13 protein-coding genes are annotated in these 15389 nt (G+C 61.9%); 3 read left to right on the top strand and 10 right to left on the bottom strand.

Annotation, left to right across the window (positions count from 1 at the left end; all coding sequences use genetic code 11):
• Positions 1 to 467 precede the first annotated feature (467 nt).
• The 3 genes from FZF13_RS14885 to FZF13_RS14895 all read left to right on the top strand — a co-directional run bounded on the left by FZF13_RS14885 (position 468) and on the right by FZF13_RS14895 (position 6811).
• Positions 468 to 1244, top strand: a complete 777-nt coding sequence (locus FZF13_RS14885; protein WP_373426381.1) for a helix-turn-helix transcriptional regulator — start codon at positions 468 to 470, stop codon at positions 1242 to 1244.
• Positions 1245 to 1402: 158 nt separating this feature from the next.
• Entirely contained in the window at positions 1403 to 1801 is a 399-nt protein-coding gene (locus FZF13_RS14890) for a hypothetical protein (RefSeq protein ID WP_024926974.1), read from the top strand.
• 468 nt (positions 1802 to 2269) lie between these two features.
• Entirely contained in the window at positions 2270 to 6811 is a 4542-nt protein-coding gene (locus FZF13_RS14895) for an autotransporter domain-containing protein (RefSeq protein WP_024926973.1), read from the top strand.
• Between the two features lie 316 nt (positions 6812 to 7127).
• Here FZF13_RS14895 and FZF13_RS14900 read toward each other — a convergent pair whose 3' ends face one another.
• Genes FZF13_RS14900 through FZF13_RS14945 form a run of 10 tightly spaced genes read right to left on the bottom strand, consistent with a single transcriptional unit; the run spans position 7128 to position 15385 of the window.
• On the bottom strand, positions 7128 to 7967 hold the full coding sequence (locus FZF13_RS14900) for an amidohydrolase family protein (protein WP_024926972.1): 840 nt from the start codon (positions 7965 to 7967) through the stop codon (positions 7128 to 7130).
• Positions 7968 to 7991: 24 nt separating this feature from the next.
• On the bottom strand, positions 7992 to 8834 hold the full coding sequence (locus FZF13_RS14905) for a fumarylacetoacetate hydrolase family protein (protein WP_024926971.1): 843 nt from the start codon (positions 8832 to 8834) through the stop codon (positions 7992 to 7994).
• Positions 8835 to 8849: 15 nt separating this feature from the next.
• The gene (locus FZF13_RS14910; RefSeq protein ID WP_024926970.1) at positions 8850 to 9587 is read right to left on the bottom strand and encodes an SDR family oxidoreductase; all 738 of its coding nucleotides are present in this window, start codon (positions 9585 to 9587) and stop codon (positions 8850 to 8852) included.
• Positions 9588 to 9597: 10 nt separating this feature from the next.
• Positions 9598 to 10782, bottom strand: coding sequence for a UxaA family hydrolase (locus FZF13_RS14915; protein WP_024926969.1), 1185 nt, complete (start codon positions 10780 to 10782; stop codon positions 9598 to 9600).
• Positions 10779 to 11093, bottom strand: a complete 315-nt coding sequence (locus tag FZF13_RS14920) for a UxaA family hydrolase (protein ID WP_024926968.1) — start codon at positions 11091 to 11093, stop codon at positions 10779 to 10781. The genes FZF13_RS14915 and FZF13_RS14920 overlap by 4 nt, the downstream gene beginning before the upstream one ends.
• A gap of 2 nt (positions 11094 to 11095) precedes the next feature.
• Positions 11096 to 12208: an enolase C-terminal domain-like protein gene (locus tag FZF13_RS14925; protein WP_024926967.1), complete on the bottom strand. Its 1113-nt coding sequence runs from the start codon at positions 12206 to 12208 to the stop codon at positions 11096 to 11098.
• Entirely contained in the window at positions 12208 to 12798 is a 591-nt protein-coding gene (locus FZF13_RS14930; protein WP_244431302.1) for an RraA family protein, read from the bottom strand. The genes FZF13_RS14925 and FZF13_RS14930 overlap by 1 nt, the downstream gene beginning before the upstream one ends.
• Before the next feature lie 49 nt (positions 12799 to 12847).
• Entirely contained in the window at positions 12848 to 13177 is a 330-nt protein-coding gene (locus FZF13_RS14935; protein WP_024926965.1) for an L-rhamnose mutarotase, read from the bottom strand.
• 1 nt (position 13178) lies between these two features.
• A complete protein-coding gene (locus tag FZF13_RS14940; protein WP_024926964.1) occupies positions 13179 to 14291 on the bottom strand; it encodes a mandelate racemase/muconate lactonizing enzyme family protein in 1113 nt (370 codons plus the stop codon).
• Positions 14291 to 15385 (bottom strand): ABC transporter ATP-binding protein, encoded by a 1095-nt coding sequence (locus FZF13_RS14945; protein ID WP_024926963.1) that lies wholly within the window; start codon positions 15383 to 15385, stop codon positions 14291 to 14293. Before FZF13_RS14945 ends, FZF13_RS14940 begins: the two co-directional genes overlap by 1 nt.
• Positions 15386 to 15389: the final 4 nt, after the last annotated feature.

Here is a 15389-nt window from a genome sequence, read left to right on the forward strand (position 1 = left end):
GAAGGGCTGCCCGGCCAACACGCCAGTCAAAGCATCGCAAAATACTGGGCTGACCTCAACTGGCGGCTTATCACCCTCCCGTGCAGATGGGGCAGACCGGGTGTTTTAAGCGAGACGAGCGGCATTCGACGGAATACGAGCGATCATTTGGCAACGCTCAAATACCCGCGACATCGATCAAGTATCGAATTTGACTATAAAACTTGTCGCTCTTGATGAGACCGGGATCTGTTCAGTCTTTACCGTGCTGATGAGTGTCTGGTCTGACTAGGATCTCATCGTTGCTGCACAAGACGGTATTTTCATCACGCGACCTGCCTTCCGATCTGGACGGCAAGGCAAGATTCGCGCGCTGGCAGGAGATGCACATCGCGAAAATCGGGTCGGTCGAATTCGGGGCTTCGGACAATCTGCCTTTCGAGGCTGAAATCGAGGCGACGATCATAGGTCCGCTGATCCTCGGCCAGATGGCCGGCACGATCAGGCAGTCCAAGAGACAGGCTAGGAACGTCGCCGATGATGGGCATGATGGCTATCTCCTGTTCATCAACAGGGGCGATACGGCGTTGGCCGGCACGCAGGTTGGACGCGACTACAGTATCGGACCTGGCCAAGCGGCGTTGGTTTCGGCGTCCGAGCCGTCGAGGATGATCGGCGGCGACAAAAATCTCTGGACCAATGTGGTGATCCCCCGCGATGTGCTCGCCGCCGCATTCAAGCACATCGATGATCGGCTGGCGGTCTGCATCGATGCTGAAAGCGAGGCGCTGGGCCTGCTCACACGCTACTGCCGCATGATTGAACTCGGCCCGCCTCTGGTCGCTCCCCATCTCATTGCGCATGTCAGCGAGATGGTCGTTGATCTGGTCGGCCTTGCGATCGGCGCCAAGGGTGAAGCTGCCGAGATCGCGAGCTTGCGAGGCCTGCGCGCGGCTCGATCACAGGCAATTCTGGCCAAGATCGAGGACGGTTTCACCAATCCCGATATCTCCGCACGGAAGGTTGCACAGGAACTCGGGTTGTCTGTGCGTTATGTCCATGAACTTCTGGAAGAGACCGGCTCGAGTTTTGCCGAGCACGTCCTTGAATTGCGATTGCAGAAAACGCGGCAGGTCCTGTCCAGCCGAGCCCATGACAAGTTGCTGGTGAGCGAGATCGCCTATTCCTGCGGCTTCAGCAGTCTTTCCTATTTCAACCGTGCTTTTCGCCATCGTTTCGGCTGCACACCGGGTTCCGCGCGGTAGCGCCAACGGCTCGACATGCCTTGTCGCGACCTTGTGGGCTCGCTCTTCTATCGCTGCGCTCCAGGGCAAATCGACCGCTCTCCAGGGCAAGACACAGATCGGAACCCGCGATATCCGTGAGGCATTCGGCGCGCCCTCGTCCCTCAGCGAAGTCTGAGTTGCCGACCGCTCCCTGCCCGATTTCCGGAGGCCTTTTTCGCATTCCCCTCACTCTCGGCGTCATATCGGTACTGGCGCTCCTGCTTGTCCAAGGTGAGAAAGGCCGTGCCAAGCCACCGAAGCCGGAGGATGTCGCTGGAATCATTGGCTTCCTGCTGCGTGTCCATGACGGAGCCTGTCCCGGCCTGACCTTTGACCCGGTGGCCATGTCACGCATGATCGACCCTCGCGGTATGACGCTGGACGCCATCAAGCGCCGGTACCGCAAGGACTTCGACGAGAGCTATGCGGAAGTTGGATCGCGGATCGCCGGTGAAGGGCTGCCCGCCTATTGCGATCTGGTACGGACGTTCTTCGGCCGGAACCCAGGCGAAACTCCCGGATTGGTCGTCCGCTGAAAACTGTTCCCGGATGGGTTCAGAGGACCTGGTCGCGCTCCCGGCGGGGCTCATCATTCGTGGTGCGCAACGCCAGACAGCACGGAACTCTACCGTTGCCTGACGGTAACGCTGTACCAAAAAAACTCCCACCGCACTCCAGGGCAATTCTGCCGCAGTACAGGGCAAGACCATTTCGAAACCCGATGCAATAGCTCCGAACACGAAGCCAAGCTGTTGTTGAATTTGGGGGTTTACATTCGCATGGATAGTCTCGGGATCCACAAGGCATCATATTTGAAGTCTCTCGGGCCGGGGGCGCTCGGTGCTCGCCGCCTTCTGTCGTCGGCCTCCGTTTTCGCGATGGCGCTATCGGCTGGACTGGCCTTGCCTGATGCTGCCAGAGCGGCCGATTGGACGGGTGCGACATCCACCGACTGGTTTACAGCCGGAAACTGGAGCACTTCCGCCGTCCCGACAGCGGCGGACGTGGTTACGATCGACACCGTCACGCCGAATCCGACGGTTGTGAATGCGGCAAATGCCGCAGCGCTGTATCTTTATCTAGGTAGCGGCTCGCTCACCACAGGTGCATTGACGATCTCCAATGGCGGCACGGTCAGCAGCACCATCGGTGAGATCGGCAAAGCCGCCACGGCGACGGGCACGGTGATGATCACCGGCGCAGGTTCGGCCTGGACTGTCGGGCAGGATATCAGAGTCGGCAGTTACGGCGCCGGCACACTCACTATCTCGAACGGTGGCGCAGTTAGCAGCTACTTCGGCTATCTCGGGGTGCAAGCAGGGTCCCATGGCATCGGATCCGTTGACGGCGCAGGCTCGACCTGGACCAATGTTGGCGACTTCAACGTCGGCCTGGCAGGCACGGCTGCGTTGACCATTTCGAACGGCGCTACGGTGAGCAATGCTGCGGGCTGGGTCGGCTACCTCGCCGGTTCAATCGGCACGGTGACGGTCGACGGGGTGGGCTCGACCTGGGCAAATAACGGCGGCTTGACCGTCGGCCGAGCCGGCGACGGCACGCTCAACATTCTCAATGCTGGGACGGTGAATAGCGTCATTGGCATTGTCGGCGACCTCACCGGCTCCACAGGCACGACCCTCGTCGATGGCGCCGGCACGACCTGGGGCATCGGCGGAGCCCTTGTTGTCGGCAAAGGCGGCCAAGGTAAGCTCGCCATCGCCAACGGCGGCGCGGTGAGCAACGACACCGGCTATGTGGGATACGACGCCGGTTCGGCCGGCTCGGTAACCGTCACAGGCGCCGGTTCGAGCTGGACCACCAGCTCAGACGTCACGGTCGGCTATTCCGGCACAGGAACGCTGAGCATCCAGGGCGGCGGCACGGTGAGCGCCGGCTCCAACGGCTACATCGGCAATTTCGCCGGCTCCACGGGCACGGCCACGGTCGACGGCGCCGGCTCGACATGGACCAATGGAGGAGGCCTTGCTGTCGGCTATGGAGGCATCGGCACGTTGACGGTTTCCAACGGCGGCGCGGTGAACAACGGTGGAAACCTTGTTGTTGGCACCCTCGGCACGGGCACGGTGACGATTTCGAGTGGCGGCGCGGTGAAGAACGACACCGGCTATTTGGGTTTTCTGACCGGCTCTGCCGGCACGATGACGGTCACAGGCGCCGGCTCGACCTGGAACAACAACACGGACGTCGTTGTCGGTCATTCGGGCGCGGGAACGCTGAACATCCAGGGCGGCGGCACGGTGAGCGCCGGCTCCAACGGCTATATCGGCAACCTCGCCGGTTCCACCGGCACCGCGACTGTCGACGGCGCCGGGTCGACATGGACCAATGCAGGGGGCCTTGGTGTCGGCGTCCAGGGCGCCGGCACGCTGACGGTTTCGAACGGTGGTGCGGTGAGCAACGGTGGGACCCTTGCTGTCGGTATCCAGGCCATCGGTACGGTGACGATTACGAGCGGCGGCATGGTTGGCAACGACACTGGCTATGTGGGTTTCGCCGCTGGTGGCGCCGGAACGGTAACGGTCACAGGCGCCGGCTCGTCATGGAGCAACGCCGGCAATCTGTATGTCGGCTACGACGGCGCGGGCGACGTGAAAATCACCAATGGCGGTGTCGTCACCAGCAACATTGGATATCTCGCCTATGGCACAGGTTCCGCGGGAACCGTGACGATCGACGGCGCCGGTTCGGCTTGGAACACACTGACCGGCATCGCAGTCGGCACATCGAGCGTCGGGACGTTGAGCATCACCAATGGCGGCAAGGCCAGCGGCGATGCCGGCATCATCGGCGCGATCGCGGGCGCCACCGGTACGGTGACGATCGATGGGGCAGGTTCGCTCTGGACAGCAACTCAGCGCCTGTTCGTTGGGGCCGGCGGCAACGGCAGCATGACGATCAGCGGCGGCGGCGGCGCGATCAGCGATGAAGGTGATATCGGCTTCAGCGCCGGATCTTCGGGCGTGGCGACGGTCACGGGTGCGGGATCGTTCTGGACCAACAGCGGCGCCCTTTTTGTGGGCCGCGACGGCGCGGGCACGCTCAATATCCGGAGCGGCGGCGCCGTCACCAGTTCTTCCGGCTACGTGGGCGATGCCGCGGGCTCTAACGGCACGGCGACAGTTGATGGCGCAGGTTCGACCTGGACCAGCAGCGGCTCCCTTAGCGTCGGCATCGACGGCACCGGCTCGTTGATCGTTTCCAACGGCGGCAAAGTCAGCAATACGACCGGCTTCCTCGGCGTCAAACAGGGCTCCATTGGTTCGGCGACGGTCGACGGCGCGGGTTCTACCTGGACCAGCAGCGGCAGCCTTGCCGTCGGCCTCGACGGCTCGGGCACATTGACCGTTTCAAATGGCGGCACGGTCAACAACGACGTGGGTTTTCTGGGCGTCAATCAAGGCTCCAACGGCAAGGCGACGGTCGATGGCGCCGGCTCCGCCTGGGCCAATACCGGCTCCCTTGGCATCGGCTTCGACGGCTCAGCCACGTTGATCGTTTCCAACGGCGGCAAGGTCAGCAGCACAACCGGCTATCTGGGCGTCAATCTGGGCTCGATCGGTTCGGCGACAGTCGACGGGGCAGGCTCCACCTGGGCCAATAGCTCGGGTCTGTTTGTCGGCGCTGGCGGTACGGGCACGCTGACGATCGCCAACGGAGGTACTGTGTCGACGGGCGGTGTCGCCATGATCGCCCTGCAGCCCGGCTCGGTGGGCACGCTGAACATCGGCGGTGCGTCAGGGTCGGCTGCTACGGGCGCCGGCACGCTGAGCGCCACGTCCGTCGTGTTTGGCTCGGGCACCGGCACGATCAACTTCAACCACACCGACACGAACTACATCTTCGCGCCGGGGATCAGCGGCGCCGGCACGATCAACCAGATCGCCGGCAACACAAACCTGACTGCCGATTCCAGCGGCTTCACCGGCGCCACCTATGTGACCCGTGGCCGCCTGGCCGTGAACGGTTCGATCGCCAATTCAGCGGTCACAGTCTCGGGCAGCGGTATCCTCGGCGGCAATGGGACGGCTGGCAGCGTCGTCGCCAATGCCGGCGGCATCATCGGCCCGGGCAACTCGATCGGCACGCTGACGATCAACGGCAACCTCACCCAGGCCGCCGGCTCGACCTACCAGGTCGAGCTGACCTCGACCGGCCAGTCCGATCGCATCAATGCGACCGGCGCGGCGACGATTGGCAATGGCGCGCTCCTCGATATGATCAAGCTCGACGCAGCGCCCTATGTCATTGGCACGCACTACACAGTGCTGCAGGCCAATGGTGGCGTCAGTGGGACCTATACGCTCACCGGCAACACCAAGCTCTCGGCCTTTATCGGCCTCGTCGACAGCTACGACCCGACCCACGTCTATCTCGACGTGGCGCAGACCAAATCCTTCACCTCGGCTGGGCTGACCCCGAACCAGATCGCGACTGGCGGCGGGGCGGAGAGCCTGGGCATCGGCGATCCTGTCTACACGGCTGTTGCCTGGCTTCCGACCGACGCAGCCGCGCAATACGCCTTCGACCAGCTCTCGGGTGAGATCCATCCTTCGGCTCGCACGGCGTTGATCGAGGACAGCCGCTTCGTCCGCAATGCCGTCAACGATCGCCTGCGCGCCGCCTTCGGTACGATCGGCGCCTCAGAAGCCGCAGTCGCGACCTATGACGGCCAGCGGGGGATGGCTCCGGCCACGACCGATCGCCTCGCGGTCTGGGGCCAGGGTTTTGGCTCCTGGGGCCACACCGACAGTGACGGCAATGCCGCGCGTCTCAACCGCAAGACAGGCGGCTTCTTCATCGGCGCCGACACTCCTGTCTTCGAGACCTGGCGCTTTGGCGCGGTCGCCGGCTACAGCCGCACTGACTTCGATTTGAAGGATCGCCGCTCCTCCGGCGCGAGCGACAACTACCATGTCGGCTTCTATGGCGGCACCACCTGGGGCGATCTCGCCTTCCGCACCGCCGCGGCCTACACTTGGCACGACATCTCGACCTCGCGGAACGTGATCTTCCCCGGCTTCGGCGACAGTCTGAAGGGCAACTACAATGCTGCGACCGCGCAAGTCTTCGGCGAGCTCGGCTATGGAATCACGGCCGGTGCTGCCCGTTTCGAACCGTTCGCCAACCTTGCCTATGTCAGCGTCCATACCGACGGCTTCACCGAGCAGGGCGGGGCGGCCGCGCTGAGCAGCCAGCGCGCCACCAGCGACGCGACCTTCACGACGCTGGGCCTGCGCGCCTCGACAGCGTTCACGATGGGCGACGTCAATACGACGGCGCGGGGCATGCTCGGCTGGCGTCATGCCTTCGGCGACGTCACCCCGTTCTCGACGATGCGCTTCGCCGGCGGCGGCAATGCCTTCTCGATCGGCGGCGTTCCGATCGCCCGTAACGCGGCCGTGATCGAGGCCGGCCTCGACTTCGCGCTGACACCCGCCGCCACGCTCGGCGTCACCTATGGCGGGCAGTTCGGCTCTGGCATGTCCGACCAGTCCGTCAAGGCAAACTTTAACGTCAAGTTCTGACGGAGGACCGCCGGCAATCCGAAAGAGGGTCTCTCTCTCAGATACACCGCCCTACCATTCGGCCTGGCGCTCGATTCCGGGATCACCTTCCAGTGGTGGCGCCGCTGCTCCGCTCTGGATCTTGTTGCCGGGCTTCGCCACAGCGCTGGATCGTGTGGGGGCGCTGTCACGTTGACGGCCGGTCCCCACCCTTCTCGGTCTCTGGAGCCAGTTTCACAACCGCGTAAAGCGGACATCGCCGGAGATCTAAATGGAGGGCAAGCCACGCTAAGAACGGTCGAGGAGGTCACTCCAGCGAGAAGGTTTCGGACCGCAGTCAGGATAACCGATAAATGCGTCGGGCATTGCCTGTGCCGATCGCTGCCTGTTCGTCAGCCGAGAGGTCTGCCAGCAGTTCTTTGGTGATTTCGATCCAGGCCGGTAGTCCGGACCCGAGATTGACGACCGGCCAATCGCCGCCCCACACGATCCGTGCCGGCGTAAAGACTTGAACGATATGATCGATCCAGCGTCGCAAGGTTTCGACATTCGCAGTGCCTGGAGTACAATAGGCCGTCACACCCGACAGCTTCACGCTCACATTCGGGGAGCGAGCCACTTCCGAAATTGCGTCAGCCCATACTGAGAATGCATCGCCGGCAATATCGGGAACGCCGCAATGGTCCAGCACGAAACGCTGGTCCGGGCAGGCTTTGGCAAGGTCCGCCGCGATAGGCAACTGACGCGCGAGAAAACACATGTCGAACGCCAGGTCCTTGCGACCGATCTTGCGCAGGTTCTTACGGAATGTTTCGGAGCGCGACATCTCATCGTCGACAACATGGAGGATCCGTCGAAAACCGGCGACGGATAGCCGATCGCATTCGTCGAGCCAGGCGTCGAACCCTTCGTCTATCTCCGGACGACATGAAGCGACCTGCGCCAAGAGGCCATCGCCGCCGACGAGCGAGGCGACGAACCTTGCCTCCTTCTGGTAGTCGGCGTCATCGACGCCGGTTTCCATGAACACCGTTCCGATGACGTCATCGCCGCGCGTCAGTTCGCCATAGTCAGACCGCGTGAAGTTGCCGGAAGCAAGTGCCGGGATGCCGTTGGTCCAGCCGTAGCCCAGTTGGTCGCGATAGATGAGGTGTTGGTGGGTGTCGATCAATTGCATGGCGCCAAATCCTTGTGACGAAAATCAATCGGCGATCACGTCTTGGCGCTGCCGGCCAAGGCCAGCGATTCCCAATTCGACCACATCGCCGGCTTTGAGGTATCTCGGAGGCTTTTGACCCAGTCCCACACCGGGAGGGGTCCCGGTGGAAATAACGTCGCCGGGATGCAGGCTCATGAACTGGCTGAGGTAGCTGACAAGAAACCCGACGCCGTAGACCATCGTCCGTGACGAGCCATTCTGCATCGTCGCGCCATTGACCTTCAGCCACATGTCGAGGTTCTGTGGGTCCGCCACCTCGTCGCGGGTGACGAGCCAGGGGCCAATCTGGCCGAAATTGTCGCAGCTCTTGCCCTTGGTCCATTGTCCCGAACGCTCAATCTGGAAGGCGCGCTCGCTGACGTCGTTGGTGACGGCATATCCGGCAACGTAATCCATCGCATCGGCCTCTGAGACGTATTTCGCCTTCTTGCCGATGATGACGGCCAGCTCGACTTCCCAGTCTGTCTTCTCGGAACCGCGAGGGATGACGATGGGGTCGTTCGGTCCGCAGATCGCACTTGTCGCCTTCATGAAGATGACAGGTTCGGGGGGAACCTGCATTCCGGATTCCGCAGCGTGATCGGCATAGTTGAGGCCGATGCAGATGAATTTTCCGGTTCCCGCCACGCAGGGCCCCAGACGGACACCAGCATCGACGGCTGGAAGCACGCCCAAATTGGCCGACCCGATCCTTGCGAGGCTGCCGTCGGAAAGCACATCGCCGGAAATATCCGGAATGATGTCGCTGAGATCGCGAATGACTCCGTCATGCCCCAGGATACCGGGCTTTTCGGTGCCTGGCGGTCCAAATCGCAACAGCTTCATATCCATTCCTTCCCGTCAGGTGTTTGACCATCCGCCGTCAATCACATGCGCGACCCCGGTCGTGTATGAACTTTCGTCGCTGGCGAGATAGACGACCAGCGCCGCTATCTCCTCGGCTTTGCCGATCCGGCCGATGGGCTGACGCGCAATGAATGCGTCCTTTGCCGCGTCGTAGTCGCCAGTGGCACGCAGGCGCTCTTCGAGCGAAGGGCTTTCGACCGTTCCGGGGCAGATCGCGTTGCAGCGGATACCCTTGGTGATGAAATCGGCAGCGATTGACTTGGTCAGTCCGATAACGCCCGCCTTTGTCGCGCCATAAACAAAGCGGTTCGGCGCGGCGATCACGCTCGATGCGACAGAGGACATGTTGATGATCGATCCGCTCCCCTTGTCGATCATGCCGGGCAAGAACGCCTTGCACATGCGGAACATGGCCGTCAGGTTGAGGTCTATGCTGAAGGCCCATTGATCCTCGTCGCAATCCAGAATGGTTCCGTTGGCAACGAAGCCCGCGCAGTTGAACAGGATGTCGACGGCTCCGAGTTCATCGGCAATTCTGGCGATGGCGTCGGTGTCCCGGACGTTGAGAAGGCGCTGCTCAACCCCTGACTCCGAAAGTGTAGCGAGGGCGCTTTCGCTGATATCGGTCGCGAACACGCGCGCCCCCTCGCGCGCCATGGCGATGGCGGTCGCCCGGCCGATCCCCTGACCGGCAGCGGTGATCAGCGCGGTCTTGCCTTTGAGACGGGGCATGATTTCTCCTTCAGATCGGCAGGCAAGACGGCCCGATTGGCTCGAACTGCTTGTAAGTGAGGATGAATTCGCGATGTCCGAGCTCCTCCGATTTGGACTTGGCTCCCGAAGCCAGCGCTAGGACGAGGTCGTAGATTTCCTTGCCGATCTCCTGCAGTGTCGCTTCGCCGGTCAAGACGCGCCCTGCATTGACGTCCATGTCCTCGGAGAGGCGCGCATACATATGCGGGTTGGCCGCAATCTTGATGACCGGTGAAATGGCAGAGCCGACAACCGACCCCCGACCTGTCACGAACAAGGTGCAATGGGCACCGGACGCCATCATTTCCACGATCTCGGCGTTGTCGGAAATATTGGGGAAGCCGAAGCGGACCTCACCGTCCGGCACGACATCCATCAGATAGAGGCCGCCTTTCGGTGGAATGTCACCCGGTTTGATCAAGCCGGAGATCATCGATTGTCCGGATTTCATGTAAGCGCCGAGCGACTTCTCCTCGATCGTGGAAAGACCGCCATCGGCATTGCCGGAGGCAAAGCTGCCATAACCGAGCGTCGCATAATAGCGTGCGGCCTTGCCGATGCTTTCGCGTAGGATATCGCCGAGTTCAAGTGTCGCCGCGCGCGACGACATGATGTCCTCGCAACCGATCAGTTCACCCGTTTCCTCGAAGATGCACGCGGCCCCGTTCGACACCAACATATCGAATGCGATACCCGCGGCCGGATTGCCGGTAATGCCTGATGTGCCATCCGATCCGCCGCACACGGTCCCGACGATCAGCTCGCTGACATCCATCGGGACTGTTGGCTCCAACGTCAGTCTGCCTGCTTGCTCCTTCACCCATTCCACGCCTGCGGCGATCGTGGCGCGCGTGCCGCCGTTCTGCTGGATGACCAGCGTGTGCACCGGGCGGCCTGACGTCTCAATGACTTCCCTCAACGCGAACCGATTGAAGCTCTCGCAACCCAAACTAACGAGCAGGACAGCGCCCACGTTGGGATGTGTGCAAAGCCGTTCCATCATCTTCTGGGCATAAGGATTGGGGTAGCATCCGGGGAAGCCAATCAGATGCGCATCGTCGGGCGCGGCTTCGGCGATCTTCTTCGAAACATGGTGGGCGCATTCCACCAGATAGGCCACCGCAACAACGTTCCTGATGCCCTTGCGGCCGTCCGCGCGCAGCCAGCCCCTCATGCTCCGTCTCCTTTGTTCAAGGCGTGGGTTGCCGTGTAGTCGCTCTTGAGATTGTGAAGATGAACATGATCGCCAACCTCGATCCGCGCAGTCGCCGATCCGATCGGGGCGTTGTATTTGAGCACTTTCTCCCCGATCCCCACCGGTTTGCGCGCGATCTTCTGACCAAGGCCGAGGCGGTGGGCGGTTGTCACGCGCTTCCCCTCGACGAGAATGCTCTCTCCCGCCTCGATCTGATCGCGCAGAACGAACACACTATCATTGGGGGCGAGCAGCAAGAGGCGTGGGTCGTTTTCTTTTGAGCCGGTCATGGTCAGAACACCTCAAAAGTCGCGTCGTCTATGGCGTCCCAATCGAGATCCATCCCCATGCCGGGCAGCTCCGGCATGGTCGCTATGCCGTCGCGGATGGGCAGGTCACCCTTCAGGCCGAAGGAAAACTGCTGCATCGGCCAGAGAACTTCCAACCATCCGCAGCCGCGCACCGCGCCGCACAAATGAAGGTTCACGATCTCGAGAGGATGGAAGATCGTTGTGTGAAACTCACAAGGCATATGGAATGCCTCGGCGAGATGGGCGGTTTTCAGGGCCCCGGTTATTCCCCCGGACCATGAGACGTCTGCCCGCAGGCCGTCCACGACGCGGCGAGCGGCATAGTCGGCGAGCGAATAGGGGTGCTTTGCCAGAATTTCGCCACCGATGACGGGGATGTCTAGGATGCGGGTAAGTTCGGCAAGCGCTCCGACGGCTTCGTCGGGAACGGGCTCCTCAAGCCAGAGGTAGCCGAGTTCCTCAAGAGCGCGTCCAAGTCTCAGCGCCCCCTCGAATCCATAGCTCGGCTCAACCGGGTCCGACATCAACGCGAAATCGTCGCCGACGGCCTGACGAACGGCCTCGTGGATCTCGATATCCTCTTCGACCGACCGGCAGGGTGGATGCAGCTTGTAGCCGCGCAAGCCGGCGCGCTTCACCTCCAGCGCCTCGGCCGCGTAGGCCGCGGCGTCAGGCAGGAGCAAGGACGAGGCGTAGACCGGGACGTCGCGGCGCGCTGCTCCCAGATACCGGTAGAGCGGCAAACCCGCAGCCTGTGCCGAGAGCAACCACAGGCAGCAGTCAACCGGACCCCAGCTGTAGACGGGCAGAAGATCCCACCAGCGGTCCGCTTTGCGCCGGTCGTGCCAAAGTGCTTCCCGTTCGTGGACATTTCGGCCGACCAGAAACGGCCTCAACACATCTGCTGCAAGAACGCCGGCACCGCGAACCGACTTTCCACCGAAGCCAAAACAGGACGCGCTGCGGCCGTCATCGGTATGCACCGTGTAGACGAGACACTGCATATTTCCGGTGGAGCCACTCGCGAGGCTCGTCACAGAGGCAAACCGCTCCGGAACCTTGCAACCGCGAACGTCGAGCGCCACGATCTGCATCAGAATTTTCCATGCTGCAGATAGGCCTGCTGTGGGTCCATGCCTGAAAGGATGGCTTTGCGCACGAGGCTCTCCTTGCTCATGGCTGCTACGCCCGCTTCGGCGATCTCATCTAGCCGCTCATGCGCGATGACGATCATTCCGTCGCGATCACCATGCAGCCAATCGCCAGGCCGGATGAGGACGTCGTCGATGAGGATTGGGACTTCGGTTGCCGTCGGCATCCACATCCCGACGACGTCGCGCGGCGTGTTGTGGGTACCCCAACAGGGAAACCCCAATCGCAGGATAAAATTCGTGTCACGCAGCGCGCCGTCGACCACACAGCCAAGCACGCCCTTGGCTTTGAGCGTCTCGGCGGAAAGCTCGCCCATCTGAGCAATGATGTGATTGTGCGGTTGGCTGATCCAGATGTGCCCGGGCTTTGCCTTGGAAAGCAGGCCCGTCCAAGCAAGCAGTGTTTCGTGCGCGCTGGCGGTCTCGTCGATCCGACCTTCGATTGTGAAGGCGGGTCCCGTCAGAACGCCTTCGGGGCTGAGGGCGCGTATTCTTGGCGGCAAGGTGAAGTTGCGCAAGCCTGCGCCGCGCATCACATCATGCAGGACGCTGGTGTAGCAGCTTTCGAGTTTTTGCCTCAGTTCAGTCATGGTGGAATACCTCGTCCATCGACGCCCACCATTCGCCGTCCTTGCGTGTCGCAAGGGGTTCCTGGCAGGGCATACATACCTTCCACCAATCCTGGGTGCGGGGATCGGCAGCCATTCTCGCGGCGTCGGCCGCAAAATCGATGCCGACATATTCCCAATAGCCGAAGAGCAGATTCTCCGGTTCCCTGAGGAAGATCGAATAGTTCGTGATATGGCAGTCGGAAATCTTGGCCAGGATTTCGGGCCAGACCGCCGCATGAAGCCGCTTGTATTCGGCAACCGTTTCCGGCTTCAGCGCGATGACCATTCCCATCCGCTTCATCTCAGCCTCCGTGAACCGAATGACTGCCGGCAACAGTCTGGCTGACAATGGCCGGCATGTCCCAATCGATACCCAGGCCCGGCGCATCGGACGGGAACGCGCGGCCGTCCCGAATATCCAGCCTATTGCCTGCAATCGTGTCGAGTTGGGGGATGTACTCGAGCATCCAGCTGTTCGGGATGGCGCAGACGAGACTGACATGCAGCTCCATCAGGAAGTGCGGGCATACTGCGACGTTCATCGCCTCAGCCATATGCGCCACCTTGAGCCAAGGCGTTATTCCGCCGACGCGCGCGACATCCACCTGCACGATGCTGCAGGCGCCCATGCGCAGATAGTCGGCAAATTGGCCTGGCGAATACATGCTCTCGCCGACTGCAATCGGCACAGGCGATTGCTGCGCCAGCCTGATGTGCCCGGCGAGATCGTCGGCCGGCATAGGCTCTTCGAACCATGATACGCCATGCTCGGCCAGCATGCGGGATCGCATGAGAGCTTCATGGAAATGAAACGCCTGATTGGCGTCAACCATCAGGCGGTAATCGTCACCAACCGCTGCACGCACTGCGGCAAGGCGTTCGGAATCCTGCATCAGTGTGGGACGCCCGACCTTGATCTTGGAGCCGGCGAACCCTTGCGCCTTGACCGCCAGGGCGTCGTCGACAAGCGCCGCTGTTTCGATGTGAAGCCAGCCGCCTTCGGTCGAATAGAGATCTATGCTCGGTTTGGCACCCCCCGCCATCCGCCAGAGCGGCAGGCTGGCGCGCATGCAGCGCAAATCCCACAAGGCTGTATCGATGGCTGCCAGCGCCAGCGACGTTATCGCGCCGACAGCCGTCGCATGGGTCTTGAACAGGAGATCGCGCCAGATGCGCTCGATCTCTTCGGCCTCGCGACCGATCAGCATCGGAGCGAGCGTTTCCTTCAGGAGAGAGACTACGGCCGGTCCACCCGTGCCGATGGTGTAGCTGTATCCGACGCCGAACGCGCCATCCTCGTCGGTGACGACCACGAAGGGGGTCTCCTGGCTGACGAAACTCTGGATCGCGTCGGTGCGTTGGACCTTGGGTTTAAGGTCCACCATGCGGATTTCGACACGTTTGATCCGCGCCATTATGCGGCCTCCAGCGAGAGGCCGCTCGTCGTGTCGAACAGATGCGCACGATCCAGCGCGAGTCGGAAATCCAAGGTCTCACCCGGCTTGACGAGCCTTGGACCGTAGAGCTTGGCCTGCACTTCCTGACCGGCAATGCGTGTATAGAGCAGGCTTTCCATGCCGAGCGGCTCCGAAAGCTCGACAGTGAGCCTCAGCGTCGCTCCCGATCCATCCTGCGAGAGACCATGTCCGACAGGGCTTATGTCGTCCGGTCGGATGCCCAGCACCACTTCCTGGCCTGTTTCGGTCTTGGCTTTGAGCCTCTCCGGGATCGGAATGGAGCTGCCATCGGCAAGCTGCACCGCGCCAGCGTTAATCTTCCCTGGCAGCATGTTCATGGGAGGTGAGCCGATAAATGTCGCGACAAAAGTGGTGCGCGGCCGGTTGAATACCTCCATCGGCGCGCCTGCTTGCTCAATACGGCCATCGCGCATGACCACGATACGATCAGCGAGCGTCATCGCCTCCACCTGGTCATGCGTCACGTAGACGACGGTCGTTTTCACCTTCTGATGAAGCTTCTTGATCTCGGCGCGCATCTGACCGCGCAGCTTGGCATCGAGATTGGACAGTGGCTCGTCGAACAGGAATACGTCCGGATGGCGCACGATGGCGCGCCCCATGGCGACGCGCTGACGCTGGCCGCCGGAGAGTTCTGCGGGGGTGCGATCCATCAGGCTGGAGAGCGAAAGGATGCCGGCCGCCTCGTTCACACGCTGCTCGACCTCTGCCGGGGCCATTCCGGCGATCTTCAAGCCGAAACCCAGGTTCTCCCGCACATTCATGTGCGGATAGAGCGCGTAATTCTGGAAGACCATGGAGATGTTGCGCTTGCGCGGCGGCAGGTCGTTGACGATGCGGTCACCGATCGAGATCGTCCCGCCGGAAATGTTCTCCAGCCCGGCGATCATTCGCAAGGTGGTGGATTTACCGCACCCCGAAGGTCCGACCAGTACGACGAATTCCTCGTGCGCAATGTCCAGGTCGACGCCATGAACAACGAGGAATTTGCCATAGGCCTTCATCACACCCTTGAGAGCAATCTCAGCCATGGGA

The organism is Mesorhizobium terrae, assembly GCF_008727715.1.
GTDB lineage: Bacteria > Pseudomonadota > Alphaproteobacteria > Rhizobiales > Rhizobiaceae > Mesorhizobium > Mesorhizobium terrae.

What these genes read in the sequence shown, in the direction of transcription:
- FZF13_RS14885 (WP_373426381.1), top strand. Translation starts at nt 468, where the DNA reads ATGGCCGGCACGATCAGGCAGTCCAAGAGACAGGCTAGGAACGTCGCC.
- FZF13_RS14900 (WP_024926972.1), bottom strand. Translation starts at nt 7,967, where the DNA reads ATGCAATTGATCGACACCCACCAACACCTCATCTATCGCGACCAACTG.
- FZF13_RS14905 (WP_024926971.1), bottom strand. Translation starts at nt 8,834, where the DNA reads ATGAAGCTGTTGCGATTTGGACCGCCAGGCACCGAAAAGCCCGGTATC.
- FZF13_RS14910 (WP_024926970.1), bottom strand. Translation starts at nt 9,587, where the DNA reads ATGCCCCGTCTCAAAGGCAAGACCGCGCTGATCACCGCTGCCGGTCAG.
- FZF13_RS14915 (WP_024926969.1), bottom strand. Translation starts at nt 10,782, where the DNA reads ATGAGGGGCTGGCTGCGCGCGGACGGCCGCAAGGGCATCAGGAACGTT.
- FZF13_RS14920 (WP_024926968.1), bottom strand. Translation starts at nt 11,093, where the DNA reads ATGACCGGCTCAAAAGAAAACGACCCACGCCTCTTGCTGCTCGCCCCC.
- FZF13_RS14925 (WP_024926967.1), bottom strand. Translation starts at nt 12,208, where the DNA reads ATGCAGATCGTGGCGCTCGACGTTCGCGGTTGCAAGGTTCCGGAGCGG.
- FZF13_RS14930 (WP_244431302.1), bottom strand. Translation starts at nt 12,798, where the DNA reads ATGCGCGGCGCAGGCTTGCGCAACTTCACCTTGCCGCCAAGAATACGC.
- FZF13_RS14935 (WP_024926965.1), bottom strand. Translation starts at nt 13,177, where the DNA reads ATGAAGCGGATGGGAATGGTCATCGCGCTGAAGCCGGAAACGGTTGCC.
- FZF13_RS14940 (WP_024926964.1), bottom strand. Translation starts at nt 14,291, where the DNA reads ATGGCGCGGATCAAACGTGTCGAAATCCGCATGGTGGACCTTAAACCC.
- FZF13_RS14945 (WP_024926963.1), bottom strand. Translation starts at nt 15,385, where the DNA reads ATGGCTGAGATTGCTCTCAAGGGTGTGATGAAGGCCTATGGCAAATTC.